23 protein-coding genes are annotated in these 25,226 nt (G+C 57.0%); 6 read left to right on the top strand and 17 right to left on the bottom strand.

The features are described 5' to 3' along the window. Nucleotides 1-3: 3 nt before the first annotated feature. The 4 genes from ABNF92_RS01335 to ABNF92_RS01320 form a co-directional block, all read right to left on the bottom strand. The gene (locus tag ABNF92_RS01335; protein WP_349343220.1) at nucleotides 4-999 is read right to left on the bottom strand and encodes a bile acid:sodium symporter family protein; all 996 of its coding nucleotides are present in this window, start codon (nucleotides 997-999) and stop codon (nucleotides 4-6) included. A gap of 3 nt (nucleotides 1,000-1,002) precedes the next feature. After that, nucleotides 1,003-1,680, bottom strand: a complete 678-nt coding sequence (locus ABNF92_RS01330) for a FadR/GntR family transcriptional regulator (protein WP_222464436.1) — start codon at nucleotides 1,678-1,680, stop codon at nucleotides 1,003-1,005. Between the two features lie 81 nt (nucleotides 1,681-1,761). Continuing rightward, nucleotides 1,762-3,252: an NAD(P)/FAD-dependent oxidoreductase gene (locus ABNF92_RS01325; protein WP_349343219.1), complete on the bottom strand. Its 1,491-nt coding sequence runs from the start codon at nucleotides 3,250-3,252 to the stop codon at nucleotides 1,762-1,764. A gap of 90 nt (nucleotides 3,253-3,342) precedes the next feature. Next, entirely contained in the window at nucleotides 3,343-4,254 is a 912-nt protein-coding gene (locus tag ABNF92_RS01320) for a LysR family transcriptional regulator (RefSeq protein WP_069185268.1), read from the bottom strand. 100 nt (nucleotides 4,255-4,354) lie between these two features. On the opposite strand from ABNF92_RS01320, the gene ABNF92_RS01315 reads away from it, so the two are divergent. Both ABNF92_RS01315 and ABNF92_RS01310 read left to right on the top strand, forming a co-directional pair. Further along, nucleotides 4,355-5,974 (top strand): NADH-quinone oxidoreductase subunit L, encoded by a 1,620-nt coding sequence (locus ABNF92_RS01315; RefSeq protein WP_349343218.1) that lies wholly within the window; start codon nucleotides 4,355-4,357, stop codon nucleotides 5,972-5,974. Next, on the top strand, nucleotides 5,971-8,424 hold the full coding sequence (locus tag ABNF92_RS01310) for a DUF2309 domain-containing protein (protein WP_349343217.1): 2,454 nt from the start codon (nucleotides 5,971-5,973) through the stop codon (nucleotides 8,422-8,424). The genes ABNF92_RS01315 and ABNF92_RS01310 overlap by 4 nt, the downstream gene beginning before the upstream one ends. A gap of 37 nt (nucleotides 8,425-8,461) precedes the next feature. Here the strand turns inward: ABNF92_RS01310 and ABNF92_RS01305 are convergent, their stop codons facing one another. After that, on the bottom strand, nucleotides 8,462-8,731 hold the full coding sequence (locus ABNF92_RS01305) for a YebG family protein (protein WP_069185266.1): 270 nt from the start codon (nucleotides 8,729-8,731) through the stop codon (nucleotides 8,462-8,464). 245 nt (nucleotides 8,732-8,976) lie between these two features. On the opposite strand from ABNF92_RS01305, the gene ABNF92_RS01300 reads away from it, so the two are divergent. Further along, nucleotides 8,977-10,497, top strand: coding sequence for a diguanylate cyclase (locus ABNF92_RS01300; protein WP_291908687.1), 1,521 nt, complete (start codon nucleotides 8,977-8,979; stop codon nucleotides 10,495-10,497). Between the two features lies 1 nt (nucleotide 10,498). Here ABNF92_RS01300 and ABNF92_RS01295 read toward each other — a convergent pair whose 3' ends face one another. Then, nucleotides 10,499-11,467: a beta-ketoacyl-ACP synthase III gene (locus tag ABNF92_RS01295; protein ID WP_349343216.1), complete on the bottom strand. Its 969-nt coding sequence runs from the start codon at nucleotides 11,465-11,467 to the stop codon at nucleotides 10,499-10,501. Nucleotides 11,468-11,634: 167 nt separating this feature from the next. Here ABNF92_RS01295 and ABNF92_RS01290 point away from each other — a divergent pair, with 167 nt between their 5' ends. From ABNF92_RS01290 to ABNF92_RS01280, 3 genes are all read left to right on the top strand, one after another. After that, nucleotides 11,635-11,886, top strand: coding sequence for a DUF465 domain-containing protein (locus tag ABNF92_RS01290; RefSeq protein WP_136632255.1), 252 nt, complete (start codon nucleotides 11,635-11,637; stop codon nucleotides 11,884-11,886). Nucleotides 11,887-12,054: 168 nt separating this feature from the next. Further along, nucleotides 12,055-12,207, top strand: coding sequence for a hypothetical protein (locus ABNF92_RS01285; protein ID WP_167352733.1), 153 nt, complete (start codon nucleotides 12,055-12,057; stop codon nucleotides 12,205-12,207). A gap of 234 nt (nucleotides 12,208-12,441) precedes the next feature. After that, the gene (locus ABNF92_RS01280) at nucleotides 12,442-12,693 is read left to right on the top strand and encodes a hypothetical protein (RefSeq protein ID WP_069185262.1); all 252 of its coding nucleotides are present in this window, start codon (nucleotides 12,442-12,444) and stop codon (nucleotides 12,691-12,693) included. 3 nt (nucleotides 12,694-12,696) lie between these two features. On the opposite strand, the gene ABNF92_RS01275 is transcribed toward ABNF92_RS01280, so the two are convergent. From ABNF92_RS01275 to ABNF92_RS01225, 11 genes are all read right to left on the bottom strand, one after another. Next, nucleotides 12,697-13,485, bottom strand: a complete 789-nt coding sequence (locus ABNF92_RS01275; protein ID WP_349343215.1) for a peptidoglycan-binding protein — start codon at nucleotides 13,483-13,485, stop codon at nucleotides 12,697-12,699. Between the two features lie 170 nt (nucleotides 13,486-13,655). Then, nucleotides 13,656-15,521: a methyl-accepting chemotaxis protein gene (locus ABNF92_RS01270; RefSeq protein WP_349343214.1), complete on the bottom strand. Its 1,866-nt coding sequence runs from the start codon at nucleotides 15,519-15,521 to the stop codon at nucleotides 13,656-13,658. Between the two features lie 257 nt (nucleotides 15,522-15,778). Further along, nucleotides 15,779-16,744 carry an ABC transporter substrate binding protein gene (locus ABNF92_RS01265; RefSeq protein ID WP_349343213.1) on the bottom strand — a complete coding sequence of 322 codons (966 nt, stop codon included), beginning with the start codon at nucleotides 16,742-16,744 and terminating at the stop codon, nucleotides 15,779-15,781. Between the two features lie 309 nt (nucleotides 16,745-17,053). Continuing rightward, nucleotides 17,054-18,025 carry a branched-chain amino acid ABC transporter permease gene (locus tag ABNF92_RS01260; protein WP_349343212.1) on the bottom strand — a complete coding sequence of 324 codons (972 nt, stop codon included), beginning with the start codon at nucleotides 18,023-18,025 and terminating at the stop codon, nucleotides 17,054-17,056. A 3-nt stretch (nucleotides 18,026-18,028) separates the two neighbouring features. Continuing rightward, the gene (locus ABNF92_RS01255) at nucleotides 18,029-18,934 is read right to left on the bottom strand and encodes a branched-chain amino acid ABC transporter permease (RefSeq protein WP_349343211.1); all 906 of its coding nucleotides are present in this window, start codon (nucleotides 18,932-18,934) and stop codon (nucleotides 18,029-18,031) included. A gap of 28 nt (nucleotides 18,935-18,962) precedes the next feature. After that, the gene (locus tag ABNF92_RS01250) at nucleotides 18,963-20,165 is read right to left on the bottom strand and encodes an ABC transporter substrate-binding protein (protein ID WP_349343210.1); all 1,203 of its coding nucleotides are present in this window, start codon (nucleotides 20,163-20,165) and stop codon (nucleotides 18,963-18,965) included. Between the two features lie 31 nt (nucleotides 20,166-20,196). After that, nucleotides 20,197-20,925 (bottom strand): ABC transporter ATP-binding protein, encoded by a 729-nt coding sequence (locus tag ABNF92_RS01245; protein WP_349343209.1) that lies wholly within the window; start codon nucleotides 20,923-20,925, stop codon nucleotides 20,197-20,199. Next, on the bottom strand, nucleotides 20,918-21,676 hold the full coding sequence (locus tag ABNF92_RS01240) for an ABC transporter ATP-binding protein (RefSeq protein ID WP_349343208.1): 759 nt from the start codon (nucleotides 21,674-21,676) through the stop codon (nucleotides 20,918-20,920). Before ABNF92_RS01240 ends, ABNF92_RS01245 begins: the two co-directional genes overlap by 8 nt. A gap of 45 nt (nucleotides 21,677-21,721) precedes the next feature. Then, nucleotides 21,722-22,501, bottom strand: a complete 780-nt coding sequence (locus ABNF92_RS01235; protein ID WP_349343207.1) for a 3-hydroxybutyrate dehydrogenase — start codon at nucleotides 22,499-22,501, stop codon at nucleotides 21,722-21,724. Nucleotides 22,502-22,513: 12 nt separating this feature from the next. After that, nucleotides 22,514-23,668, bottom strand: coding sequence for a thiolase domain-containing protein (locus tag ABNF92_RS01230; RefSeq protein WP_349343206.1), 1,155 nt, complete (start codon nucleotides 23,666-23,668; stop codon nucleotides 22,514-22,516). Further along, nucleotides 23,661-25,208, bottom strand: a complete 1,548-nt coding sequence (locus ABNF92_RS01225) for an AMP-binding protein (RefSeq protein ID WP_349343205.1) — start codon at nucleotides 25,206-25,208, stop codon at nucleotides 23,661-23,663. Before ABNF92_RS01225 ends, ABNF92_RS01230 begins: the two co-directional genes overlap by 8 nt. Nucleotides 25,209-25,226 lie beyond the last annotated feature (18 nt).

Below are 25,226 nucleotides of genomic sequence, written 5' to 3'. Positions count from 1 at the left end.
CGGTTAGCTGGTCTCGCTCGCGTTTGCCCGTTCAATTTTTTCGCGGTACTTCTGGGCCAGGATGGCTCCCACAATCACCTGTATCTGGTTGTAGCACATGATCGGTAACACGATCATGCCGAAACCGGGATGGCCCGAGAACAGAACTTTGGCCATCGGCAAGCCAGATGCCAGACTCTTCTTCGAGCCGCAGAACACCACCGCGGCTTCATCTTCCAGGCTGAAGCCAAATCGCCGCACCAGGAATTTCGCAAACACCATAAACAACAGCAGCAAGCCCAGGCACAGCGCGATGGCGAACAGAATGGCCTGGAGCGGCAGGTTCTCCCAGAGCCCGCTTTCCACTGAATGCGAGAAGGCAGAGTAAACAATCAGCCAGATCACGCACTGATCGTAGCGCGACATCAGCGTTTCATTTCTTCCCAGGAATCCTCCGAGCCAGGGCCTGAGGGCGTGGCCCACGGCAAAGGGCAGCAGTAGTTGCAGGATAATGTCTTTGAGGGCCTCCGCAATGGAGAAATCCCCGCCACCGGATGTACTCACCAGCAGCAACAGCAGGAACGGCGTCAGCATCATGCCGAAGACATTGGAGGCGGCTGCGCTGCAGATGGCTGCGGGTACATTGCCTCTGGCCATTGCTGTGTAGGCGATGGAGGAAGAAACCGCCGACGGCAGCACGCCCAAGTAAAGGAATCCGAGCCCGAGATCCCTCGGCATCCAGGAAGGCGCAATGTCGCTGAGTCCGTTGATCGGCAGCACCGCCAGCGGAAAAAAGATGAACGTGAGCGAGGTGATCAGGATGTGCAGTCGCCAGTGAGTGGCACCGGCGATGATCTGTTCCCGGGAAAGTGCCGCGCCATGAAAGAAGAAGAGCAGGGCGACGGCAACGGTTCCGGCGGTTGCCAGGGCGTCCCCGGCCTGGCCGGTGGCCGGCAGGAACGTCGCCAGGACGATGGCACCTAGCAGCAGCAGGGTAAAGGTGTCGATCCGGAATTTCATGAATCAGGACTCCCTGCGCTTGAGCGCCTGCAGGCTTGGCTTAAGAAGTTCCCGGGCCAGAGTCTCGGCTTTGCTCTCATCCTGCCGTCTGACGGCGGCGAGCAGCAGTTCGTGGTCTTCCTGGGAGGGCTCCGGAAGATCCGTATCCGTCTCGGTCTGCTCTATGGTCTGGCTGACGGCGTGGGAGAAGTAATCGTACAGTTCTACCAGCGCGGAATTATGGGACGCGGCGACCAGGGCATGGTGGAAGGCTTCATCGTGGCGGATGCGGGCCTGAAGATTTTGTCCCGCCCTGGCGCGCGCATCCAGGGCCTTGGTCATCTGCTGCAGATCCCGGTCGGTTCGCCTCGCCGCGGCCAGTTTGGCGGCTTCCGTTTCCAGCATGATGCGTACTTCCAGCTGGTCCGCCAGCTGGGTGCGGGCAATCCTCCGTAGGGTTTCCCCGGCGTCGCGAGTGGCGCGCACGTAGGTACCATCGCCCTGGCGGGTTTCCAGCATGCCTACATGCACAAGTACCCGAACTGCCTCCCGCACGGTATTTCGGCTGACTCCGAGGGAATCAGACAGCTCCGATTCCACGGGCAGGCGATCTCCCACCGACCAATCGCCTTTCTCGATTGCGTTTCTGAGGCTCTCTATGGCGGTTTCCACCAGCGAGCCTTTGCGGATACGTTCCAGCATGGTGTTTATCATCCCTCAAACCGATAACCCAATCATCCTATGAATCAAGCCAGCCTTCAAGGGAATGTTGAAATCGGACACCTAGCCCGGGGGCTGCCCCGGATAGAGAAACTGATAATCAGCGGTGTCTACGTGGCGGGTAGCGAACCGGTAGGTGAAGGTGAATCCCGGCCAGTTGACCGTATTTCGGCCGTTGGCGTCTAGATACCAGGACGTGCAGCCGGAGCTCCAGACCGTATCTTCCAGGCCCTGCTGGACCACCTGGGTGAAGCGGTCCTGACGGTCCTGGCGCACATCCATGGCGGATTGGGGGTATTTTTCCAGTGCTTCGAGACATTCCAGGACGTATCGGAACTGGGATTCCAGCATGTAAAGGATCGAGTTGTGGGCCAGATTGGTGTTGGGGCCATACAACATAAACATGTTGGGGAAGCCGCTTACGGTAATGCCTTTGAAGGCTGTGGCGCCATTCTGCCAGGCGTCGTTCAGGGTTTTTCCGTCACGGCCGGTTATCCGGATGGGCGAAAGAAACTTCGAGGCCCGGAAACCGGTGCCGCAGATAATGGCATCTGCAGGATGGTGGTGACCGTCCCGGGTGATCACGCCGGTTTCATCAATCCGCTCGATGGGGTCGGTAATCAGGTTCACGTTGGGCCGGTTGATGGCCGGATACCAGTCATTGGAAATCAGAATGCGCTTACAGCCGATCTTGTAGTCGGGAATGATCTTTTTCAGTTTGGCGGGGTCCGATACCCGCTTTCTCGCCTCACGTTTGGCCTGGTTGGCGTAATACTCCAGCAGGCCACTGAATTTGGTGAACGCCAGGGCCCGGCTCTCGTTTTTCCAGTAAATCAGGTAACGATAAAAGCGGTCCCAGAGAGGCAGTTTCTGGAACAGCGTCTGCTCCCAGCGCTTGAATGGCCGATCTGGTTTGGGCAGTACCCAGGCTGCGGAGCGCTGGAACAGATCCAGTTGTTCAACCTTATGTGCAATCTCCGGGACAAACTGTATGGCGCTGGCGCCGGTACCAATAACGGCCACCCGTTTACCGGTCAGGTCGTAGTCATGATCCCACCGGGCCGAGTGGAACATCTTGCCCTGGAAGCGATCCAGGCCGTCGAGTTTTGGCCAGGCAGGTTGGTTCAACTGCCCGGTGGCGGTAATGAGTACGTCCGCGGTGAGTTGCTCGCCGTCAGCCAGTGTGACCGTCCACTGGTTCGATTGATCGTCAAAGGTGGCTTCCTGTACTTCCGCCTGGAAACGGATGTGATCGTCAAGCCGGTATTTCTCGACGCAGTGCTGCATGTAGCCGAGTATTTCCCGCTGCAACCCGAATTTTCGCGACCAGTCGTGCTTTGGTTCGAAGGAGTAGGAGTAGAAGTGTGACTGTACATCGCAGGCAGCGCCGGGGTAGGTGTTATCGCGCCAGGTACCGCCAACACGGTCGGCTTTTTCCAGCAGGGTCAGGTTGGTGAAGCCTGCCAGTTTCAGTTTGATGGCCATTCCCAGGCCACCGAAACCGGTGCCGATAATCAGAATGGACGGGTGTTCACGGCGACTGGCTTGGGTCATATTCAGGTGTCCGGCATTATTATTGTGGTCTTTCGAAGTTAGTATACGCATGTAACCACCCGGTAGGGATGACATTTCTCGCCACACGGGCTAGTCAGAATGACCAATCGGCGTGCGGCTCAGGAAACTGTCCTCGGTTTGAGACAGCAGTTCCCGAAGCGCCGGCGTCTCGAACTGGCGTCGGATACTGATGGCGTAGAATTCCTCGAAAACGCCGGGCAGAGCGCCGTAATCCGCCAGAGCACCGCTTCTCATTTCGTCCCGCACGACCACCGGCGGCATGATGGCAAAGTGGCCGGTGTCCCGGGTCAGCAGTCGCATCAAGGCCATATCGTCTACTTCCGCGGCGATGCTCGGGCGTAGCCGGTGGTATTCGCACAGCTGATCAAAGGCCTGGCGTATGTTGTTGTCGGGCCCGGGAACGATCAGGCTCCTGCCGCGCAGCACGTCGACAAAATCACCCTGAACATCCACCCCCCGGGGGCCAATGATGCTGACCGGTTGTTTTGCAATCAAACGCGACCGCCACGGATTCTGCTCGTCGCCGTGTACCGACTGGTTGGCAAGGATCAAATCCAGCCGGTGGGCTGAAAGCCGCCGCAGCAATTCATCGATGTGACTGCTTTGCAAGCTGAGTTCCAGATCCTCGCGATTAAGGAGGGGTTGGAGAAAACCCTCCTGGAAGTTCCGGGAAAGGGTAGCGACCGCCCCGATCCTCAGGATTTCCCGATTGGGCTGGGCGCCAGAGGCAAACAACGCTGTCAGTTCCTCACCCTGTCGGAAAATCTCTTCTGCGTATGAAAAAGCCATGCGCCCCGCTTCAGACAGCTTGAGGCGCCGCCCCTCACGGATAAAAAGGTCATGCCCCAGGCTCTCTTCCAGCTTCCGGATCTGTCCGGACAGCGCGGACTGGGAAATATGCAACGAGTCGGCGGCGCGGGTCAGATGGCCGGTTCGGGCAACCTTCCAGAAATAGTAGAGATGGTGGTAGTTGAGTTTCATGGCTTTTCGTTCTCAAAAAAAGAATGAAGTGATCAGTATAAACCATTTTTTATATGTGATTGGTCAAGGCAAAGTACTGGCAAACAGGAGGTTTGCTGATATGCACCCAATCGCTGAATCGTCATCGCTATTGATCCTCGCAATCTGGCTGCTGCTTCCGGTGAGTCTTTTCGTACTGGCAGGGTTGAGTGGCTGGCTGAAAAGCCCGCTGAAGCTGAACCACTGCTGGAGAGTAGCCGGATGGCTACTGGTGTCCTCTATGGCTGCGTCTCTGACGGTGGGCGTGTTGCTTTTGTTGCAGGCCAGCGTTGGAGGAAACAGTAATACCTTGGCGAACCTGGGGAGTCGATACGGTCTCTACCCGGACGGTATTGCAGTCTGGATGGCGCTCATGGTGGCCTTTATCGGTTGGGTGATACTGCGGTTCGCGAACAACTACCTCAGCCAGGATCCCGGCCGCGACCGGTTTTTCCCCTGGTTTCTGGTCACCGTTGCCTCTGTCCTGATCCTGGTATTCACCAACCACCTGTTGATTCTTGCGGGCGCCTGGATTGGTGTCAGTCTGGCCTTGCATCATTTGCTGACCCTCTACCAGGACCGCCCCCAGGCCCGTATGGCGGCAGTGCAGAAGTTTATTGTCAGTCGGGTAGGCGATGCACTGGTCATCTCCGGTGTGGTGGCCCTGTATCTTCACTACGGCACCTTTTACCTGCCGGAAATGGTTCAGGCTGAGGCCGCCCGTGAAGGCGGATCCACTGCCCTGACTGTGGCATCGGTTGTTCTGGCCCTGGCGGCAGTACTCAAGTGCGCCCAGATTCCTTTTCACGGTTGGCTTATCCGCGTAATGGAAGCGCCGACGCCGGTATCGGCGTTGCTTCACGCCGGTGTAATCAACCTTGGGGGGTTCCTCTGGCTGCGCCTGTTCCCCGTGTTTGACGGCTTTACGGCCGGCCATATGGTGTTGCTGGTCTTCGGTGGTATGACAGCGATCGTTGCGATCCTGACCATGATGACGCAGTACTCCGTCAAGCATGCCCTGGCGTGGTCCACCTGCGCGCAGATGGGGTTCATGCTGTTTGAGATCGGTATGGGCGCTTACACCCTGGCTCTGCTGCATCTGCTGGCTCACTCGCTGTACAAGGCACACTCTTTCCTGGCTTCCGGTCGCACCGTGGCAGTATCTGCGGCAAATCCATTTCCGGAATCGTCGCCGGCCAGTCGGCTGTTTTGGGCCGGTTCTACCGGCCTGTTGGCCGCCGCTATCCTGGTTCTGGCTCCGTGGATCGTGGAGAACAACCCGGTATTCGGAGCTTTGTTGGTGTTGGCGGTCTCCGCGGCTGCCATGGGTATTCCGGCCGGAGCGACCTCTGCGCTGAAGCTGAGGCTTGCAGGCCTGGCTGTGCTGCTGGTTCCCCTGTACTCGCTGCTGCACTTCCTCGTTGGCCCGGCAGTGCCTGTGCACGAGGGCTTTGTTATCCCCATTGCAGCCTGGTCGGTTGCGTCCGCAATGATCGCGGTGTTGGCCGTCTTTTCTTTGATGATCGTTTTCGGGGCCCGTTTTCCGGCAACCCGAACGCTGTGTGTCCATTTCCGTCAGGGGCTTTATCTTGAGTTGCCGTTTGACCGGCTGACGCATTACCTGGCGGCGGAAGCCCTCAAGGTGCCTGCCATGTTTCACCGTGTTCCCCACCATCCGTTCAGACTGGAGGAGAGATCATGAGTGGCGTCAGCGAGTCGGTCCCGGATCTGCGTGCAATGACGGATGACTGGCAAAAGCCTTTCCGGCAGGCATGCGAGCTTATCGCTCCAGTCTGGCCCCTGGACCAGTGGATTGCGGTGAATCCGTTCTGGGGGCTGCGGCACCTGCCGGCTTCGCGGGCTGACCAGGTACTCGGCGAGCGCGGCGGATTCAGCATGCTTATGCCAACAGAGTTCTATCGGGAGGCCTGGCAAGGTGGTCGGATCCGGCGGGAGGATTTGCAGGCAAGCATCGCCGAACGGGGCGATGTGCAGAACACAGCATGGTATCTGGATTGGCTTGGTCGGGCACCTTCCACAAGAGCACCCCTGAAAAGCTCCATACTCGATACCTACAGGTTGGCAAGCGGCGACGATCAGGATGGTGTGGCCGACACCGCCCGTGATCAGGTGTCGCGTGTGTGTGGCGCCTTCTTCGATCAGCGGCAGGGCCGCTGGTCAGCTGTTGGCGATAGCCCCGAAACGGGTCTTTTCCAGTTTTGGCTGGAGTCCGTCCGCAGCGACCTTTCTCTGGATTTCAGTACCGGCCTAAAAGGGGCAAGGGCCTTCTTCAAAAGCGTGCCAGACAAGATGGACCAAGCCATTCCTGACGCCCTGAATCGGATCGGTGTCTTCGGAGAAGAGCTTGAGGCCCTGTGCCACAGCCTGTTGCTGAAGGTGAACGGCTGGGCGTCCTGGTGCCGGGGTGAGGATTGGCGGGCCGGCCTTGAGGGCCGCTCATCGGATCGGTGCGCGGAGATACTGGCCATCATGCTGGTATGGGAATCCGCCGGTGTTGCCTTCGCAACAACGGCCCAGAAAGACGAGTGGCAGAGGCAGAGAGCACGGGCGCGTCGCAACGGAGACCACGACATTCGCACGAGGCTCTGGGTCTGGCAACGTGCCTTTGAAATCGGCTATCAACGCACTCTCTGGAGCGCGCTCGCGGCTGGTCACGAGAAGCAACCGGCATCCGATCACGAAAGCGAAAGACCGGACGCCCAGGCCGTATTCTGTATTGACGTCCGCTCTGAAGTCATGCGCCGCCACCTGGAGGAGGTTTATCCCGGGGTTCAGACCCTCGGCTTTGCCGGGTTCTTCGGAATGCCAATTGACCACCAGCAGCACGGACCGTTCGCGCCGGCTCGCCGTTTGCCGGGTCTGTTGCCCGCCTCGTACCGGTTGATCGATACCAGGGGCAGCTTGCGCGAGGATTTGGCAGAGAACCGCTCCCTGGATCAGAGAGAAATTGCCCGGGAATCGGTGAGGAAGGCGAAATACACCAGCCTGTCGACCTTCACGCTGGTCGAAACGACCGGTCTGGCCTGGGCCTGGAAGCTGCTGAAGGACTCGTTGAAAAAAGGCCATAGAGCGAAAGATGAAAAAGCCGTCGAGGGCCGGTTGGTGCACAGTCTTGGCGGGGACCCCCTGTCGGATCCCCAAAAGGTTGCGCTGGTCGCAAATATGCTCCGTGGCATGTCTCTGACCAACGGTTTTGCACCTTTGCTGGCGCTGGTTGGCCATGGAAGTCATACCGACAACAACCCGAACCAGGCCGGGCTGGAGTGTGGTGCCTGCGGTGGGCAGAGTGGTGGCGTCAACGCGCGGCTGGCGGCGCGCCTGTTGAACGACCCACAGGTTCGGGCAGGCTTGGCAGACGAGGGCATCAGGATCCCGGACTTTACATGGGTGGTCGCTGCCGAGCATTGCACGGCGACGGATAAAGTAACGATTGCCGATCGCCATCTGGTTCCGGATTCCCATGTACAGAGGCTGGCGGATCTCGAAGCGGGGTTTGCAGGGGCTGGCGTTCGCGTGCGGAAGGAGCGGGCCACACCATTGAAACTGAATGGTCTGGACGATGCGAACCTCGAGGAGGCTATGGAAACCAGAACCCGGGATTGGTCTGAGGTGCGCCCGGAGTGGGGCCTGGCCAATAACGCGGCCATCATTTTTGCCAAACGAAACAAAACCCGGGGGTGCGACCTGACGGGGCGGGTATTCCTGCATGACTACGACCCGGCTCAAGACGCTGATGGTGCTCTCCTCGAATCCCTACTGGCGGCACCCATGGTGGTCGCCAACTGGATCAACCTCCAGTATTTCGCGTCCGTTACGGTTCCCGATGTTTACGGTGCCGGTAATAAGCTGCTGCATTCGGTGGTTGGGGGTAATGTGGGTGTGGTCGAAGGCAACGGCGCGCATTTGAGAATCGGTCTGCCGTTACAGTCTGTGCACGACGGCACCTATTGGCGTCATGAACCGGTCCGTCTGACGGTTCTTATTGATGCACCAGCGGATCGAATCGAATCGGTATTGCATCGCCAGCGGGATGTAGCCGCGCTGGTGGATAACCAGTGGGTCAGTCTGCACCGAATGGCTGACCAGGGAATCGTGCGCTATGACAATGGCAGATGGATAGAAGTTGGGTGAAAATAGGGCGGCAACTGACTGCCGCCCTTGAAGTTTTTTACTGATCCGCGTTCAGAAGCTCTGGCTTTTTGAGGGCCTTCTGGAACAGTTCTTTATCCTCGGCGATGGCCATGGCGCAGCGTTCGGCCAGGTCGTCACCCAGCCCCTCGACCTTGCGGCCCAGGAATACCTGAATTTCTTCGGCCAACTCGAGCACTTTGTCTCGTGCGTCGGCTTCGGCTTTTGAAGTGAACAGCATCGTCTCAGGATTTTTCAGTGCCATATCCAGGCCGTCCCTATCAGAAAAGTAGACTGCTTGTACTGCCATGGTCTTTCCTCGCAGTGGGATTGCTTATTACTGTATAAAAATACAGTTTAACCGAATGGCCTTTCGGGTGCCAATCTCATTCAGGAACGCTTCACTGCTTATTTACATTCCCTCACATCCCGGGAATGCCGGGATACGTAAAAGCTATCTGAGCAAGTGTTTTTGCAGGCTTTTGGTACCAATTCCAGCGACTCGAGAGGATGTTCAGATTGTCCGCAGCAGGTTACCCGAAAAGACGAATATTTGTGCCAGCCGCAGTCGCTTTTACCGTAGGCGTGGTCATCAGTCTTGCCCTTGGAAGACTGTTCTATATCGAGGAATCGAAAGCCGTTGAGCTCGAGTTCAAGGCGGACATAGATCAACTTTCCGATAGCATTGAACGCGAGGTTTTGTTGAACCTCGAGATTCTCTATGCGCTGAAGTCAGCCGTGGGAATCATGCCTGAAATGACCCGGGCCCGTTTCGAGACACTTACGAGGAACGTCCTCGATCGATCCCCGGCCATCCAGGCGTTTGCCTGGGCGCCTGTGCTGGAGCAGGACCAACTCAGCGAATTCACTCGCAAGCAAAGCGAGGTTTTTGAGGACTTCACTGTTCGCGAGGCAGGTTCGGACGGGCTGGTTCCAGTGAATTCGAGAGCGCAGTACGTGCCCGTTCAGTTCATTGAGCCGCTTTTTGATAACCGGGCGGCGCTTGGATTTGATCTTGCCAGTGAAGGCTCCCGCTTCGAGGCGCTTGACCGGGCAAAGGCGACCGGTGAAATGGTGGCGACGGCAGGAATCCGTCTGGTTCAGGAACCGGAGAATCAAAAAGGGTTTCTGGTGTTTGCGCCTCTGTATAGGGTCGAGCCGGGCGCCATGGCTGGGCAAGGTGACTCCGAAGCTTATCATTCCGGCTTTATCAACGGTGTTTTCCGGGTTGGAGAGCTGGTTGGGCAAGCGGTCGGAAGTGAGCTTGGAAGCGATCTTCTGTTGGAAGTGATTGATCGAACGGGGGGTGATGAGACGCTGCTTTTCAGATCCGGGGATCCGGCGGCCGAATCATGGCAGTACGATAATCGATACCGGGCGGGAGAATTCGAGATTGCGGGTCGTCAGTGGACCGTCGAAGCGGTTCCGTCTGCCCGCTTGATTCGCGAAAAACGCGGCCTGCTGCCAGTGTTTGTGGCCTCTTCCGGCATTGTTCTTGTGTGCGTTGTTGTCGGGTATTTCCTGGCAGGTGCCAGGCGCAACCTGGCGTTGACGGATGCAAAGGCCCAGTTGGAGCAGATTTCACTCACGGATGCCCTGACAGGGCTCGCTAATCGGCGACATTTCGATACCGTGCTTGAGCGAGAGGTCAGGCGGGCGGGGCGAGACGGTACCCGGTTGTCTTTGATCATGATCGATATCGATTTTTTCAAAGAATACAACGATGAATATGGTCACCCGGCAGGCGATGCTTGTCTGAAAGAGGTCGCGAGCATTCTGAGAGATATGGCAAAGAGGCCCGGGGACCTGGTCGCACGGTATGGCGGTGAGGAATTCGCAATCATCTTGCCGGACACTGCCGATCCCGGGGTGATTGCGGAGTCCTGTCGAAAAGGGGTTCTTGAACGGGCAATGCCCCACGAGCTGTCTTCAGTTGCAGAGTACGTCACCATCAGCCTTGGCCTAACCACAACGGGCGTGGCAACGGAGGTCACGCCCGAGGGGCTGGTCGATAGAGCCGATTCAGCCCTTTATGAAGCCAAGGAATCGGGGCGCAACCGGGTGTGCGTAGGCTGACTCAGTATCTCAGCAACGCTGAGCCCCAGGTGAAGCCGCCGCCGAACGCTTCCAGCAGCAGTACTTCATTGCGCTTGATGCGACCGTCTCTTACCGCTACATCAAGGGCCAGGGGAATGGATGCAGCTGAGGTGTTGCCGTGCTCATTGACGGTAACGACCACCTGGTCCATAGACATGTTCAGTTTCCTTGCCGTCGCCGAGATAATGCGGAGATTGGCCTGGTGGGGGACCAGCCAGTCGATTTCCGATTTCTGCATCTGGTTGGCGGCCAGGGTTTCGTCAACGATCTTCCCGAGCGTGTTGACCGCCACCTTGAACACTTCGTTGCCTTTCATCTCAACGAATGCGCGTCCGGCTTTTACCTGATCGTAGTTGTCCGAGATACCACAGGGTACGTGCAGCAGATCTTCATACTGACCATCCGCGTGGATGTGGGTAGACAGGATGCCGGTTTCCTCATCGGCCTCCAGGATCACAGCACCGGCGCCATCACCGAACAAAACACAGGTTCCCCGGTCGTCCCAGTCAATGATGCGGGAAAACACCTCAGCGCCGATAACCAGCGCTTTTTTGCTGCTTCCGGTCTTGATGAATTTGTCGGCGGTTGAAAGGGCGTAGACAAACCCGCTACATACGGCCTGAATGTCGAAGGCAGGGCAGCCATGGATTCCCAGGCGGGCCTGCAGGATGCAGGCGGAGCTCGGAAAGATCTTGTCTGGCGTGGAGGTGGCAAACACGATCAGGTCAATGTCTTCAGCCTTGATGCCTGCCGCGTCAATGGCATTCTTTGCAGCCTGCTCGGCAAGGTCTACCGTGGTCTGGCCTTCGATGGCGATGTGCCGCCTTTCAATGCCCGTGCGCTCGCGAATCCACTGGTCGGTGGTGTCGACCATTTTCTCGAGGTCTTTATTGGTAACAATGTTGTCAGGCAGGTAAGAACCGGTGCCGGTAATTCGTGCAAAGGTCATTCGCAAGTGTCCCGAGGCGTAACTGGATAACGTTCTGACATGCTATACCCATGCAACGTCGTGCGTAATTAGCGATTTGTCAAAGACGCCCAGAAACTGGCACGCTCGTCTATGCTGAAGGTGATCAGCTTTGATCAACACTCTGCAAACAAAAGGAGCGTATAACGATGGGCATTTCCAGCCACGAGCTTCACGTAGAATTCCCCCAGTACAAAGACCTTATCCAGGAACTCAAGAGCAATGATCTGAAGTTCAATGAAAAGCTTCAGGAGTACACGCATCTTGATCACGAAATTGAAGGGCTGGAAAAGAGGGACTCTCCCATCGGCGACGACAAATTGCACCGCATGAAGCAGAAGCGGGCACAGCTCAAGGACGACCTTTACCAGGTGCTGATTTCAAACGCCAAGGCGTCATGAAACTGCAATTAAAATGACACCATTCTGAAACGCTAAAATGCTGGGAGCCCCTGTTTATAGGGGTTTCCAAGTATTCAGAAAACTCCTTGTCAAGCCTAGAATAGGATCCTAATTAAACAAGGTCCCGGTTTTACCGACCGAATTCTGGGTTGACTAAGGAGTAATGAAATGAAAAGAGCTGCTTCTCTTTACAAAGGCTGGCGGATGAAGCGCAACTTTGTCCATTTGGTAATGACAATGGATCGCCGTTTGCTGAACGATGTGGGATTTTCCCCGGAGCTCGTTGAACAGAAATTGAGCACCCCGTTCTGGAAATTCTGATCGGTAGACGCGATCGAATGTGGCTAAGGTAACCTTCTGAGTTGGTTGAAAAATAACCGGTCCGGAAGGTTACATGTTGTCACAATAATGAAATATGCCCTTGTTCTTAAAGTATTTTTATCTCGAAAAAGTCTAAGAAAATTGATCTGAATCTGTATTCTCTATTAGCGGATCAGCTTATAGTTACGCTGCCTCCAGAACCAGACCGGTTCACCCCGAAAGGAGAGCTTGACGATGATCCAGGAATTCCTTCAAAGCACCTTACCTCTAGACTCTTCCGTAAGCCTCAGACGTTCTGACACAGATCCCGACAAAGAAATGGCCAGGGCCCACAGTGAAGCCTTTGAAATCGTTTCAGATGACGGTGAAACCGTCGGCTTTGTGAAAGCCTGGGAAGATGACCCCAGTTTTCGTGGTTATGTCCATTTCGACTCTGAAGGCAACGTGATCGACTGGAAGGTCTTCAAAGACCGGTTGCAGAGCTGACGCTCATACCAGCCAACCGAAAAAGAAGTCGAACAACTTGCTGAAAAAGCCGCCCCCGGTGCTCTGAGGTTTCTCGGCAGCCGTGGGTGTTGATGCAGTAGTCTCTTCCTCGATTGGCTGGGCTTTCCTGGTATCCGTCGCTTCCGGCTCGGCGTATCCCGCGCTGGTCGGTTCCGTAGGGAGTTGGGCCAGCACCGGGTCTGGTTCTTCGGTGACTTCCGGTGTTGTTACTTCGGCGACCACAGGTTTCGGCGTGGGATCTGGCGTTGGGGCTTGGGGTTCTGAGGGCGTCATTTCCTCGATCGCAACTTCAGGTTGTTTAGAAGTATCTGCAGTATCGACTTGTTTTTCCGTCGTTTTAATATCAGTTGAGGGTGTTTGAGCGACCTGCTCGGAAGGAGTTCGGGTGGGTGTCGCGACAGGTTGGGGCGCAGGCTCTGGCTTCGGTTCAGCTCTGGCAACGGCAGGAGAATCGGGTGCTGGCTCGGGCAGGGACAAACCAAGCTTTGCCATTGATGCCTTTCGACTGCCGACCGAATTTGCCGCGATGGTTGCGCTCGAGGTTTTGCTCACGCCGAGTGCTTCCAGTGTTGCTGCATCCAGGTTGCCGTTGGTTTGCAGCCCATTCTTACCTTGATAGGCGCGTATGGCCATTCGGAGTTGTTCATCGATCCAACCATCCGCGCGGCCGATATCATGGCCGGCCCCATAAAGCGCATTCTCTGCGGCGAAGATGACTTTCTCTGGCTCGGCGGCTTGAGCAGTGCCAAGGCCGGCAGCCGCTGTCAGCATGGCGACGACAGGGCTGCGTACGCCTGGCTTCCGGGATGATTGAGAGCGCGTCATTGCGGGATACCTCCGGGCAGTCCGTTTCCGGTTACATTGTGTAACTTGAAGCCCCAAGGTATCAGGTAATTATGGACGCTCTCGTGAAGTGGTTAACATCTGCAACCATTGTCCGCTCAGGATTCACTGGCGCGGAAGCGTCTCACCAGAGTGTTCAACTCATCAGCCATGGTGGCCAGCGACTGGCTTGAATGGTTTACCTGGGAGATATCCCCGGCGAGTTCTTCAATGGCACCGCTGCTTATCTCCACATTTTGAGTCATCTCTGATGCCGTGGCTCTCTGCTGTTCGGTGGCGCTGGCTATCTGGGTTGTCATTTCGACGATGCTGTTGACCGCGGCGAGAATATCGGTCAGTGCTTCGCCGGACTTGCTCGCCTCCTCGCTGGCCTCTTCTGCCATCTGCTTGGCCTTGCTCATGTCAACGACTGCACCGGCCGCGCCACTTTGAAGCTGTGACACAATGCGCTCGATATCGACGGTTGATTCCTGCACCCGTTTGGCCAACCCGCGAACCTCATCGGCAACCACGGCAAACCCCCGTCCTGCCTCGCCGGCGCGGGCCGCTTCGATGGCGGCGTTCAAGGCCAGGAGGTTGGTCTGTTCGGCAATGCTCTGAATCACCGCAAGCACATTGCCAATCTCGGCTGACTCATTTTCCAACTGCTGGATGCGCGTCGATCCTTTTTCTACCTGATTGGCAAGGTTAGTGACTGCTCTGATGGCAGAGCCAACGGTTTCCTGGCCGGAATCGGCAAGAGAAGCTGCCTTGCGGGCGGATTCGTCAGTTTCGCTGGTGTTCGAAGCGATTTCTTCAGAGGTCGAGACCATCTCCTGCATGGCGGCGGACACCTGAGTGATCTGATCGCGCTGCTGCTCGGAGTTGGCGGTGGTGCGCTTGGTGATGCCGGAGAGGGATTCCGACTCGCCAGTAAGCTGGCGGGAAGCCCTCACGATTTGCGAGATTGTCTTCTCGAGGGTTTCCAGGAAGGTGTTGACGGCACCAATGAAATCACCGATTTCGTCCGGGCGACCCGGGGTCAGCCTGGTGGACAAGTCGCCGTTATTGTTGGCGATGTCGTCGAGATAGCCGAGGATTTCGGTTTTCGCACGTTTAACACTGGAGCCCATCAAACGGCTCATTAACACCGCAACGATCAGCCCGAGCACCGCAGACACTGTGAACGCGGCGAGAGTGAATTTGAGTGCGAGGGATGTTTCTGCCGTCGCTTCATCCGCTTCCTGATCCAACGACGCGAAGATACTGCTTTCAAGTTGCCGTGCCATACTAGCAATTTCCGGCCCAAGGACATCCAGCTTCTGGGCTTTGACGCTCACCAGGATACTCTGTTGTTCCAGCATCTGTTGAACGCCGGTTCTGTATGCTTCCAGCTCCTCGACGACGGTATTGAGGTACACCTGAACGAATTCCGGACCGTTTGCAGCGTCAATCAGTTCCAATGCATCAGACAGGTCCTCGATGGCCCATCCCAGTGCCTTTTGCGAGTCCTCGTCGCCAGTCGCCAGATAGCGCTGAGCAGTCATTCGCATGATCAGCGCATCGTTCAGGAGCTGTTCCAGTCCAGCTCTCAATTCGCTGTCTGGTTCACGATTGGCGACGCCGTTTAAAGCGAGTCTGAGGGCTTTTGTTGCGTTCGGCCCATGCACATCCAGTTTCTCATCGATGATGCTGAGCACCTGACGCTTTGCTGGAACCAGTTCGTTTCTGAACGAATCAATGTACTGATTGGTTGTCTCTTCAATGCGATCAACCAGTTTGGCTCGCTCGGGCTCCTGGATGTCTTCCTGGGCTTTTGCCATCACCGCCCTGAAATCCGCCTCCGATTCACCGAAGCGTTCAAGGGTCTTTTCGTTTCCGGTCGAAAAATAATCGAACACGCGAAGTCTCATTCGATAGACGCTGGTGATCGAGTCGGTTCCTATCGCGGTATCCGGTGCCAAATCCCGGGCAACCGTGTTCATTCTCTGATCCAGTTCCTGGAATTCAAAAACGCTGAAAAGCGTGACAGCAGCGAACAGTAAAAGAATAAAAAGGGGAGCAATTAATAACTTGCCGGGAACACCTAATTTTCTTTCTAAGGAGTTTAGGAAAGAGGAAGCCAAAGCGTAGCCCTTCTATTAATTTGTTTTGTTTCTTATCGGCTGCGCCGACCAAATCTGAAGTTTTACGTCAGATTTTGGGGATCGGCGCAGCGGTCGTTAACGGGAAAGCGATGAATCTACTCTACAAAGTTCGCCTGACTGGCGATCAGCGGCGATAGCTGAAGGTTCCAGTGCTCGAGTCCGCTTTCGCTGTAGACATAATGGCCGCTGAGGGATTTCAGCTGCGGTATCTGGTCTGGTCTCATGCCATTGAGGATTAGCGAGGCCAGTCTTGCTGCCGTAAGCCCCTCCTGTTGGGCTGAGATGGTGAAACCGCCGATGCTTTGTTCTTCACCAACGAAGATATCCCAGAAGGAGAAAAGTGGAAGCTGGGCGCTGTAATAGGCCTCCTTGAGCAGTTCATGGGGTATAACGTAGTTGCCGTCCTTGTCCCGGATGGTGTGGTGGGTTCCCAGAACCACGGCGTCGTAGCGCTCATGAGCGTTTACCACCGATTTCAGCCAGGTATCCCGGTCGTTGGTCAGGACAATATCCAGGTCCGAGCCGTAAATAGTGGCCTGGCGTTTATCTCCGAAATATTCGTTTACCGCGTTGCGCATGGTGGGCGAGTCATCCATCAGCACCAGGAAGCGATCCCTCTGCCGAAGGACTTTTCGCAGATGCCGGATACTGTCGGCGAAGAAGGGGCGTTCCAGTATTCCGGTAACCAGAGGGTGCTCAAGGGTAGGGTGCTGAACCGGGCCTCCATTCACCCCCAGGAAGACCACCGGAATCTCGCGCTGCACCAGATGCTCCGCCATCAGTGAAAACGCGTTGTCATCCCCCAGGATGGCAACATCGGGGTTCACTTCGGCAATTTTGCCCTGAATTTCAGCCACCTTGTCTGGCCATGCGGGCTTAGGCAGGCGTTTGGTGTCCAGTTCAAAGACCTTTATGTCGTGGTCATTCCCAAGGACCGAACGGACTGCTTCAATGTAGTCGGCATCCCATTTGTATTCGATGTGGTAGCTTTGAACGATAACGACGGTTTTGGCAAAACACAGGGGGCTAACCAGCAACAGTGCCAGTAGGAGAAATCGCATAGTTGTTCCTTATTGTTATCCGAGCAAACGTGAAAAACAGTGTTTTTAACGAATTGTTCTTCAGGCAGTTTTTATAGTTATGTCCGGTTCTGATACAGGAACCATGCCAGTTTCCCAAGTGGCTGTTTTTCCGGGATCGTTTATCTTCTTCAGGACGATGTTTTCGCCGCGCGTCCAAGAATGTCCTGTTATCAATACAATAATTCTTCTTTTGGTCGTTTGTTGTCTGAAATGCCGGACAGATCAGTCCGGCATGCCGGACAACCTGGCTCTGTGCCCCTGACTGGCGTCAAGGGGCACTGTTCGTTGTTAAGGTTCCGTTCTGGATTCAGCGCGAACAGCAGGCTTCTGCTCGACTTTCACCGAACCTAAGCGCTTCCGGAAAAGGTGTTCAAGTTCGCCAACGATACCTCGACGGAAGAGGAGCACGCAGACAATGAACGTCAGGCCGATGGCGACCGTTACCCAGGAACCGAACCCGCTGAGCTCAGATTGCAGCGTCACGACGGTGAAGGCGCCGACCAGTGGGCCGAGAATGGTGCCAAGCCCGCCCAGCAACGTCATCAGTACCACCTCGCCAGACAGGTGCCAGGAAGCGTCTGGAAGCGAGGCAAACTGGAACACGATAGTTTTGGTAGCGCCCGCCACGCCAGCCAGCGCCGCGGACAGTACAAAGGCCATGTGCTTGTAGCGGGAGACGTTGAAACCCAGTGACAGCGCCCGGGGCTCGTTCTCCCGGATGGCCTTGAGCACTTGCCCGAAGGGCGAATCGACGATGCGTGCGATCAGCCAGAAACCGGCCAGGAACACGGTCATCACGAAGTAATACATGGCCATGGTGTCATTGAGGTCGATCAGGCCCAGCGCGCTACCCCGTGGCACCCCCTGAAGGCCGTCCTCACCGCCGGTGATGGGTGCTTTGAGAGCGATGAAGAACACGATTTGCGCCAGGGCCAGGGTAATCATGGCGAAATAAATACCCTGTCGACGGATGGCCAGGGCGCCGAAGACATAGCCTATTGCGCCGGCTGCCAGGCCACCGCTGAGTATGGCCAGTTCAGGCGTGAGTCCCACATCACGGGCAAGGTAACCGCAGACATAAGCCGCACTTCCGAAAAACGCGGCATGGCCAAAGGAGAGCAATCCGGTGTAGCCAATCAAAAGGTTGAAGGCGCACGCGAACAACCCAAAACACAGCAGCTTCGCGAGGAAGACTGGATACACGAAGAAAGGCGCAATCAGGCATGCGCCAACCAGTATCACCCAAAGTGTGCGATTCATCGTTTAGCGCTCCTTTCCGAATAAGCCGGCCGGGCGTACCAACAAGACCAGCACCATGAGCAGGAAAATGACTGTGTTGGCTGCAGGGGCATAGATTACTTTCGTGAGGCCCTCGATCATGCCCAGGGAAAGGCCAGTGACGATCGCGCCCATAATCGAACCCATGCCGCCGATGACTACAACGGCGAACACGATAATGATCAGGTCCGCGCCCATCAGCGGGCTGATAGAATAGATGGGCGCCGCTACCACCCCGGCGAAAGCAGCCAGGGCCACACCGAAGCCGTAGGTCAGCGTCACCATCAGAGGAACATTGACCCCAAAAGCCTGAACCAGGCCCGGGTTCTCCGTTCCGGCGCGCAGCAAGGCGCCAATCTTGGTGCGTTCGATCACATACCAGGTCGCGAAACAAACCGCCAGCGAGGCGATAATGGCGAACAGTCGGTAGGTGGGGAAATACATGAAGCCCAGGTCTACCGCGCCTTTGAGCAGGCTCGGGGTGGCAGGGTACGGCGTTCCGCCAGTGCTGAAATAGTTGAGGAAGTAGCCCTGGAGCACCAGGGCAATACCGAAGGTGAGTAACAGTCCATAGAGATGATCAAGCTGATACAGACGTTTGAGCATTGTCCGCTCGATGATCATCCCGAAGATGGCTACAACCAGGGGGGCTAAGGCCAGAGCCCACCAGAACCCGGTTTGCAGTTCCGGAAAGCCGATCCAGGTGCCCAGATAGGAATATCCGATCAGGGCAACCATGGCGCCCAACATGTACATGGCCCCATGGGCAAAGTTGATTATGTTCAGCAAGCCGAAGATAACCGCCAGCCCGAGGCTCAGTATTGCGTAAAAAGCGCCATTGGTGAGCCCAAGCATGGCTTGGGCAAGAATGGCATCGATTGAAAGACTCATGGAAATAGCCCCCGTTGGATCCTTGGCGTTACTTCAGCAGCGAGCAGGTGCTCTTCGACAGCGGGATGAATGCCTTGTCGCCAGGGATGGTCCCCTCGATGGTGGCGTAATCCCACGGCTGTTTGGATTCGCCAGGGGTCTTGACCTTGAGAAGGTACATGTCATGAATGACGCGGCCGTTCGGCTGGACTGTGGCGTTCTTGTGGAACATGTCATTCATGGTGGTTTCGCCGAAGTAAGCACGCACGGTCTTGCCTTCGTCGGTACCGGTCTCTTCAATAGCCTTCAGGTAGTTAGTGACCGCGGAGTACAGGCCGGCCTGGACCATGCTGGGCATTGACCCGGTGCGCTCAAGGAAACGCTCGGCGAAGGCGCGAGCTTCATCATTCTGATCCCAGTACCACGCAGAGGTGTACTGCAGCCCTTGCGCGGTTTCCAGGCCCAGGGCATGGACGTCACTGATGAAGACCAGCATCCCGGCGAGAGTCTGGGTGTCAGTGATACCGAACTCTCCGGCTTGCCGGACGGCGTTGGTGAAATCGGTGCCAGCGTTACCCAGGGCGACCACGTCCGCACCGGACGTCTGTGCCTGGATCAGGTAGGAGGAGAAGTCGGTAGTGCTCAGTGGGTGACGGACGGAGCCGACGACGTTCCCGCCATTTGCTTTGACGACATCCGAGGTGTTTTTTTCCAGGGACTGGCCGAAGGCGTAGTCGGCTGTGATGAAGTACCAGTTCTCGCCGCCGTTCTCGACAATGGCGGTCGCGGTGCCCACGGGCAGCGCGTGGGTGTCGTAAACATAGTGGATGCCCAGGGGGGCACATTCTTCATTGGTCAGTGCGGTCGTGCCGGCACCGGTGTTGATTGTCACCACGCCTTTCGAGGATGCCAGCTTCTGCACGGCAATAGCGACGGAGGAGTTGAGCATCTCGACGATGACATCAACGCCTTCATTGTCGATCCATTCACGGGCCTTGGACGAAGCGATGTCGGCCCTGTTCTGGTGGTCGGAACTCACAACGTTGATCGGTTTGCCGGCCACTTCACCGCCGAAGTCCTCCACCGCCATCTCTGTGGCTGTAACCGCACCAGCGCCGCCTACAGCCGAGTAGAGGCCGGTCATATCGGTCAGTACGCCAATATTAACCGCGTCGCCGGAAATATTTGCCTGCGCGGCACCGCTGGCTGCCATGGCCGTAGCCAGAGCCAAACTCATCATGTTCTTTTTCATTGTTCCCATCCTTTCATTGTTGTCTTTGTATTCAGACGCTTAGAAATCGATTAAGTCTTTCCTTGTTTTCTTCCAGTTCGTCCTTGTTGATCATCGCCGCTACTTGCCCGTGCTCGATCACGTAGTGTCGGTCGGCCAGAGGAGCGGCGAAGTGGAAGTTCTGCTCGACGAGCACGATGGTGTAGCCGCGCTCCTTGAGTTTGCTGATGACATCGCCCAGGGCCTGGACGATGACGGGGGCGAGCCCCTCGGTAATTTCATCCAACAGCAGAAGATGCGCTCCGGTGCGCAGAATTCGAGCAATAGCCAGCATCTGCTGTTCGCCACCAGAGAGCTTGCTGCCCTGGCTCTTTCGGCGCTCATGGAGATTGGGAAACATCTCGTAAATTTCTCGGACCGACATTCCGTCACTGCGAACTACCGGCGGCAGAACCAGGTTTTCTTCCACGGACAGGCTGGCGAAAATACCGCGCTCTTCGGGGCAGTAGCCCACGCCAATATGGGCGATCCTGTGGGTGGGCAGGTCAATGACAGGGCGACCGTTGACGCTGATCTGGCCTGTACGGGCGCCCACCAGGCCGAGGATGGCCTTCAGAGTGGTGGACCGCCCGGAGCCGTTGCGTCCCAACAGCGTTACCACTTCGCCACGATTAACGGCGAGGTCGATACCGTGGAGCACGTGAGATTCGCCATACCAGGCGTGCAGGTCAGAGATGCGCAGGATCTCGTCGGGTTGCGGATTCAAGATGGCACTAGGCATGTGCGGCGGTCCCCATGTAAGCGCTGATAACTTCCGGATTGGTCGAGACTTCCTCATAGTTGCCCTCGGCCAGAACGGCACCGCGCTGGAGCACGGTGATGTGGTCAGCCAGGTCGGCTACCACGCCGAGGTTGTGTTCGACCATGAGCACCGTCCGGCCGACGGCAACCTTCTTGAGCAGAGCAGAAATGGCACCGACGTCTTCAGTACCCATCCCCTGAGTCGGTTCATCAAGCAGCATCAGCTTTGGATCCAGCGCCAGGGTGGTGGCGATTTCCAACGCACGCTTGCGTCCGTAGGGCAGTTCAACGGCAGTTACCTCCCCGAATCTGGTTAGCCCGACGGAGTCCAGAAGCGCCATCGCTTCGTCGTTGAGGCTCTCCAGACACTTTCCAGCCCGCCAGAATGTGAATGAGTTCTGTGTCTTGGCTTGCAGGCCCAGACGCACGTTCTGCAACACCGTGAGGTGCGGGAACACCGAGGAGATCTGGAAGGAACGGATCATGCCCAGTGTGGCTATGTCCGCCGAATCGGACCGTGTGATGTCACGGCCGTCGTAAACAATTTCTCCCCGGGTGGGCTTGAGGAACTTGGTCAGAAGGTTGAAGAACGTCGTCTTGCCGGCACCGTTGGGGCCGATCAGAGCGTGGATGGTGCCACGCCGGACATTCAGGTCTACCTGGTCAACGGCAACAAAACCTTTGAACTCCTTGACCAGTCCGCGAGTTTGCAAAATGTATTCATTAGCCATGGAATCGGCCCTTTTTTTGTTATCTGGAACATTCCGTTTGCTGCACTATTGGGCAGTCCAGCCCCCGTCAATCGGGATTGATGCCCCGGTAATGGCGTCTGCACTGTCTGAAATCAGGAACTGGATCATCCGGCCGATGGCTTCCGGCGGAATCAGCTCTGGGTAGGGGGCCTTGGTTTGTATCAGGCCGACTTTTGCTTGTTCGAAGCTGACGCCATGATTCTTGGCGTACTGATTGAATTGGTGGTTCAGAATGGGTGTATCGGTCCAGCCAGGGCAGATGCAGTTCACGGTCACGCCGTGTTCTGCGTATTCCAGAGCAGCTACTTTGGACAGGCCCACCAGGCCGTGCTTGGCGGCGCAATAGGCGGCTTTATTGGGTGAGGCCACAAGGCCGTGCACTGAGGCCATATTGATTACCCGACCCCAGCCAGCCTGCTTCATGGCCGGCATCAGGCGTTGCATAGAATGGAATGCCGCAGACAGGTTCAGGGCAATGATGGCGTCCCACTTTTTTTGCGGGAAATCCGCCAGACTTGATGTGTACTGGATGCCGGCGTTGTTAATCAGAACGCCAATCGGGCCAAGGTCGGTTTCCGCTTTTTGGATCAGCGTTTCAAGCTGTTCCACGAGGCTGAGATCGGCCTGGCAATAGGATGTTCGGACACCGAATTCCCTCTGAAGACCTTCTGCCAGGGCAGCCCCTTCGGCGTGGGATTCCAGGCCATTGAGCATAAGATTGAAACCCTGCGCCGCCAGCACCCTGGCGGTCGCCAGCCCGATCCCGCTGGTGGAACCGGTGATGAGTACGTTGTCTTTATTCATTGTTATTGCTCCTTAAAGGCTCAGGATGCTTACGTAGTTGGCAACGCCGGATCCGCCCATATTGAAGACGCCGCCTAGCGAGACGTCTTTCAACTGCATGGCGTTGGCACGGCCCTGAAGCTGCAATGCCGCCATGGCGTGCATGGATACGCCGGTAGCGCCGATGGGATGGCCTTTGGCCTTCAAGCCACCGGAGCGGTTAACCGGCAGGCGTCCGTCCGCCATGACCCAGCCCTCCTGCAAGGCTTTGTGGCCCTGACCCGGTTCGGTAAGCCCCATGGCCTCGTACTGCATGAGCTCGGCGATGGTGAAACAGTCGTGGGTCTCCACGAAGTCCAGATCGGACACACCGGACAGTTGCGCTCGCCGGAAGGCCAGGTTCCAGGCCTCGCGACAGCCGCGAAGTTCGGAAAGGTCGCGTTTCGAGATCGGCAGGTAGTCGTTTACCTGGGCAATTGCCCGGAAACGCACGGAATTGGTCGGAGCGTGGACGCTTTCCGGCCGGCTTATAACCAGCGCCGCAGCGCCGTCTGAAACGGGCGAGCAGTCTGTTCGCTTCAACGGGCCCGCCACGCGAGGGTTCCTGTCCGAGACGGTGGCACAGAAATCCACCGACAGGTCTTTACGCAGTTGCGCAAGGGGGTTGTCCAGGCCGTTATGGTGGTTTTTGGCGGCAATCTGCGCCATGGCCTTTTCGTGATTGCCAAAGCGACTGAAGTATTGATTCGCGATTTCACCGAACAGCGCTGCGAACGAATCGTACTGTGCTTCCTCCGCCTGGTAGCTGGCGGTAGCCAGAGCCTGGCCGACGTTGTCACAGGCACTCATTTTTTCAACGCCGGCCACCAGCACGCAGCGGCTTTGCCCGGACATCACCGCACGAACCGCCGCATGGACAGCCGCAGAGCCACTGGCGCAGGCATTTTCCAGCCGGTGCACTGGCTTAAGATGCAATGCCGGGTCGGCGTTCAACACCAGTGAAGAGATGAAGCCCTGTGGGTCCATTCCGGCGCCAAAATGGCCGATAAACACCTCATCGATCTCCGACGCAGGTGTGCTGGCATCATTCAGGGCTTCGCGAACTGCGCTCGTGAGCAGGGTCTCAAGTGAATCCTCGTGGGCCCGGAATGGCGTATGCCCGATACCCGAGATAATGGCTTCAAACATTGCCGCTCTCCTCAATCTCTCCAACCCGATCACGCAGGGCGGTTTTCAGGATCTTGCCGGTCGCGTTTTTGGGCAGTTCCTCGAAGAACCGGTATTCTTTGGGAAGTTTGAAACGCGCCAGCTGTTTGGCGCAGAACTGGCTCAGGTTGTCGGTAGAGCAGGGCAGCCCGTCTTCGGTTGCAACACACGCAACCACTCGCTCGCCCCAGTCGGAATCCGGCGCACCGATCACTGAGACTTCCCGGACAGCCGGATGCTGAAGCAGCACTTCTTCAACCTCTCGGGGGTAGATGTTGGTGCCGCCGCTGATGATGACGTCCTTGGAGCGATCGGTGAGATACAGGAAGCCGTCCTTGTCGAGGTGGCCGACATCGCCGGTGTGCAGCCAGCCATCCCGGGTCAGGGTTTTGCTGGTGGCTTCCGGGTTGTTCCAGTAGCCCAGCATGACAGCGTTACCCCGAACGAGTATTTCACCGGTCTCGCCGGTGACCAGCTCGTTACCCGTGGGGTCGGCAATGCGCAGTTCGATGCCGGCGTGGGCCTGGCCTGCTGACGACAGCCTCTTGCGGTAATCCGGGTGGTCAGTATCCCGGTGGGCGGCCGCGTCGAGTACCGTAATGGTCATCGGGCACTCCCCCTGGCCATAGATCTGCACCAGCTTGTAGCCGAGAATCTGATGGGCCCGCTCCAGGTCACTCAGATACATCGGGCCGCCGCCGTAGATAATGCAGTCAAGCCCGGCAATGGCGGACTGGTTCAGCAAATCTGGGCGATCCAGCAGACGCTTGACCATGGTTGGTGCCGCAAAGAAGGATACCGACGGGTAGCTGGACAAAATGTTGCAGAGTTCTTCCACGTCAAAGCCGCCGGAGGGCGGAATAATCTGGCATCCGCCACGGGCCAGGAAGGGCAGAATGTAGTAGCCGCCACCGTGAGACATGGGCGCGCCGTGATAGACGCCCTGGCCGGGCTCCACGCGCTTTACCCGGTTCAGGAACCCGTCCAGCATGGCGTAAAGATTCCTGTGGGACTGCATGGCCCCTTTTGGCTTGCCCGTTGTCCCGCTGGTGTAGAACAGCCAGGCAAGGTCGTCGGCTTCGCGCTCGACCAGGTTGGCCGGTCGGGCTTCAAAGCACTGCTGGTACTCCGCTTTGTCGACGTTGATGAAGCTGCACGAAGGTTGGTCTTCGGCGTCGTCAAGCGCCGGCATCGTCTTAGAGCTCACGAAGGCAACAGAGGTGCCGCTGCCATCTGCGATATGCAGAAATTCCCGTGGATGGAGTTTGGCGTTGACAGGCACCACCACCAGGCCGGCGTACCAGGTCGCCAGCATGATTTCCGGGTAGGCCATGCGGTTTTCCATAAAGATGGCGATCCTGTCTCCGGGCTGCAGCCCGATGTCGGATTGAAGCCAGCCGGAAAGGCGGCGGACGCGGTCGTGGAATTCCGAGAAGGAGACTGTGGTGCCTTGGGCATCGGAGAGCGCGGGACGGTCTCCATAACGGGCTGCCGAGTCCGGCAGGATGTTGGCAATATTCATAGGGCGGTGAACCGGTCG

The organism is Marinobacter sp. MMG032 (genome assembly GCF_040112695.1).
Classification (GTDB): Bacteria; Pseudomonadota; Gammaproteobacteria; order Pseudomonadales; family Oleiphilaceae; genus Marinobacter; species Marinobacter salsuginis.
Note: the sequence above shows the minus strand (reverse complement) of the source record. Positions and strands in the feature narration are given on the sequence as shown.

Bases quoted from the DNA above. Each gene is read 5' to 3' on its own strand.
- ABNF92_RS01335 (WP_349343220.1), bottom strand. From the start codon at position 999: ATGAAATTCCGGATCGACACCTTTACCCTGCTGCTGCTAGGTGCCATC.
- ABNF92_RS01330 (WP_222464436.1), bottom strand. From the start codon at position 1,680: ATGCTGGAACGTATCCGCAAAGGCTCGCTGGTGGAAACCGCCATAGAG.
- ABNF92_RS01325 (WP_349343219.1), bottom strand. From the start codon at position 3,252: ATGACCCAAGCCAGTCGCCGTGAACACCCGTCCATTCTGATTATCGGC.
- ABNF92_RS01320 (WP_069185268.1), bottom strand. From the start codon at position 4,254: ATGAAACTCAACTACCACCATCTCTACTATTTCTGGAAGGTTGCCCGA.
- ABNF92_RS01315 (WP_349343218.1), top strand. From the start codon at position 4,355: ATGCACCCAATCGCTGAATCGTCATCGCTATTGATCCTCGCAATCTGG.
- ABNF92_RS01310 (WP_349343217.1), top strand. From the start codon at position 5,971: ATGAGTGGCGTCAGCGAGTCGGTCCCGGATCTGCGTGCAATGACGGAT.
- ABNF92_RS01305 (WP_069185266.1), bottom strand. From the start codon at position 8,731: ATGGCAGTACAAGCAGTCTACTTTTCTGATAGGGACGGCCTGGATATG.
- ABNF92_RS01295 (WP_349343216.1), bottom strand. From the start codon at position 11,467: ATGACCTTTGCACGAATTACCGGCACCGGTTCTTACCTGCCTGACAAC.
- ABNF92_RS01290 (WP_136632255.1), top strand. From the start codon at position 11,635: ATGGGCATTTCCAGCCACGAGCTTCACGTAGAATTCCCCCAGTACAAA.
- ABNF92_RS01285 (WP_167352733.1), top strand. From the start codon at position 12,055: ATGAAAAGAGCTGCTTCTCTTTACAAAGGCTGGCGGATGAAGCGCAAC.
- ABNF92_RS01280 (WP_069185262.1), top strand. From the start codon at position 12,442: ATGATCCAGGAATTCCTTCAAAGCACCTTACCTCTAGACTCTTCCGTA.
- ABNF92_RS01275 (WP_349343215.1), bottom strand. From the start codon at position 13,485: ATGCTGACAGCGGCTGCCGGCCTTGGCACTGCTCAAGCCGCCGAGCCA.
- ABNF92_RS01270 (WP_349343214.1), bottom strand. From the start codon at position 15,521: ATGAACACGGTTGCCCGGGATTTGGCACCGGATACCGCGATAGGAACC.
- ABNF92_RS01265 (WP_349343213.1), bottom strand. From the start codon at position 16,744: ATGCGATTTCTCCTACTGGCACTGTTGCTGGTTAGCCCCCTGTGTTTT.
- ABNF92_RS01260 (WP_349343212.1), bottom strand. From the start codon at position 18,025: ATGAATCGCACACTTTGGGTGATACTGGTTGGCGCATGCCTGATTGCG.
- ABNF92_RS01255 (WP_349343211.1), bottom strand. From the start codon at position 18,934: ATGAGTCTTTCAATCGATGCCATTCTTGCCCAAGCCATGCTTGGGCTC.
- ABNF92_RS01250 (WP_349343210.1), bottom strand. From the start codon at position 20,165: ATGAAAAAGAACATGATGAGTTTGGCTCTGGCTACGGCCATGGCAGCC.
- ABNF92_RS01245 (WP_349343209.1), bottom strand. From the start codon at position 20,925: ATGCCTAGTGCCATCTTGAATCCGCAACCCGACGAGATCCTGCGCATC.
- ABNF92_RS01240 (WP_349343208.1), bottom strand. From the start codon at position 21,676: ATGGCTAATGAATACATTTTGCAAACTCGCGGACTGGTCAAGGAGTTC.
- ABNF92_RS01235 (WP_349343207.1), bottom strand. From the start codon at position 22,501: ATGAATAAAGACAACGTACTCATCACCGGTTCCACCAGCGGGATCGGG.
- ABNF92_RS01230 (WP_349343206.1), bottom strand. From the start codon at position 23,668: ATGTTTGAAGCCATTATCTCGGGTATCGGGCATACGCCATTCCGGGCC.
- ABNF92_RS01225 (WP_349343205.1), bottom strand. From the start codon at position 25,208: ATGAATATTGCCAACATCCTGCCGGACTCGGCAGCCCGTTATGGAGAC.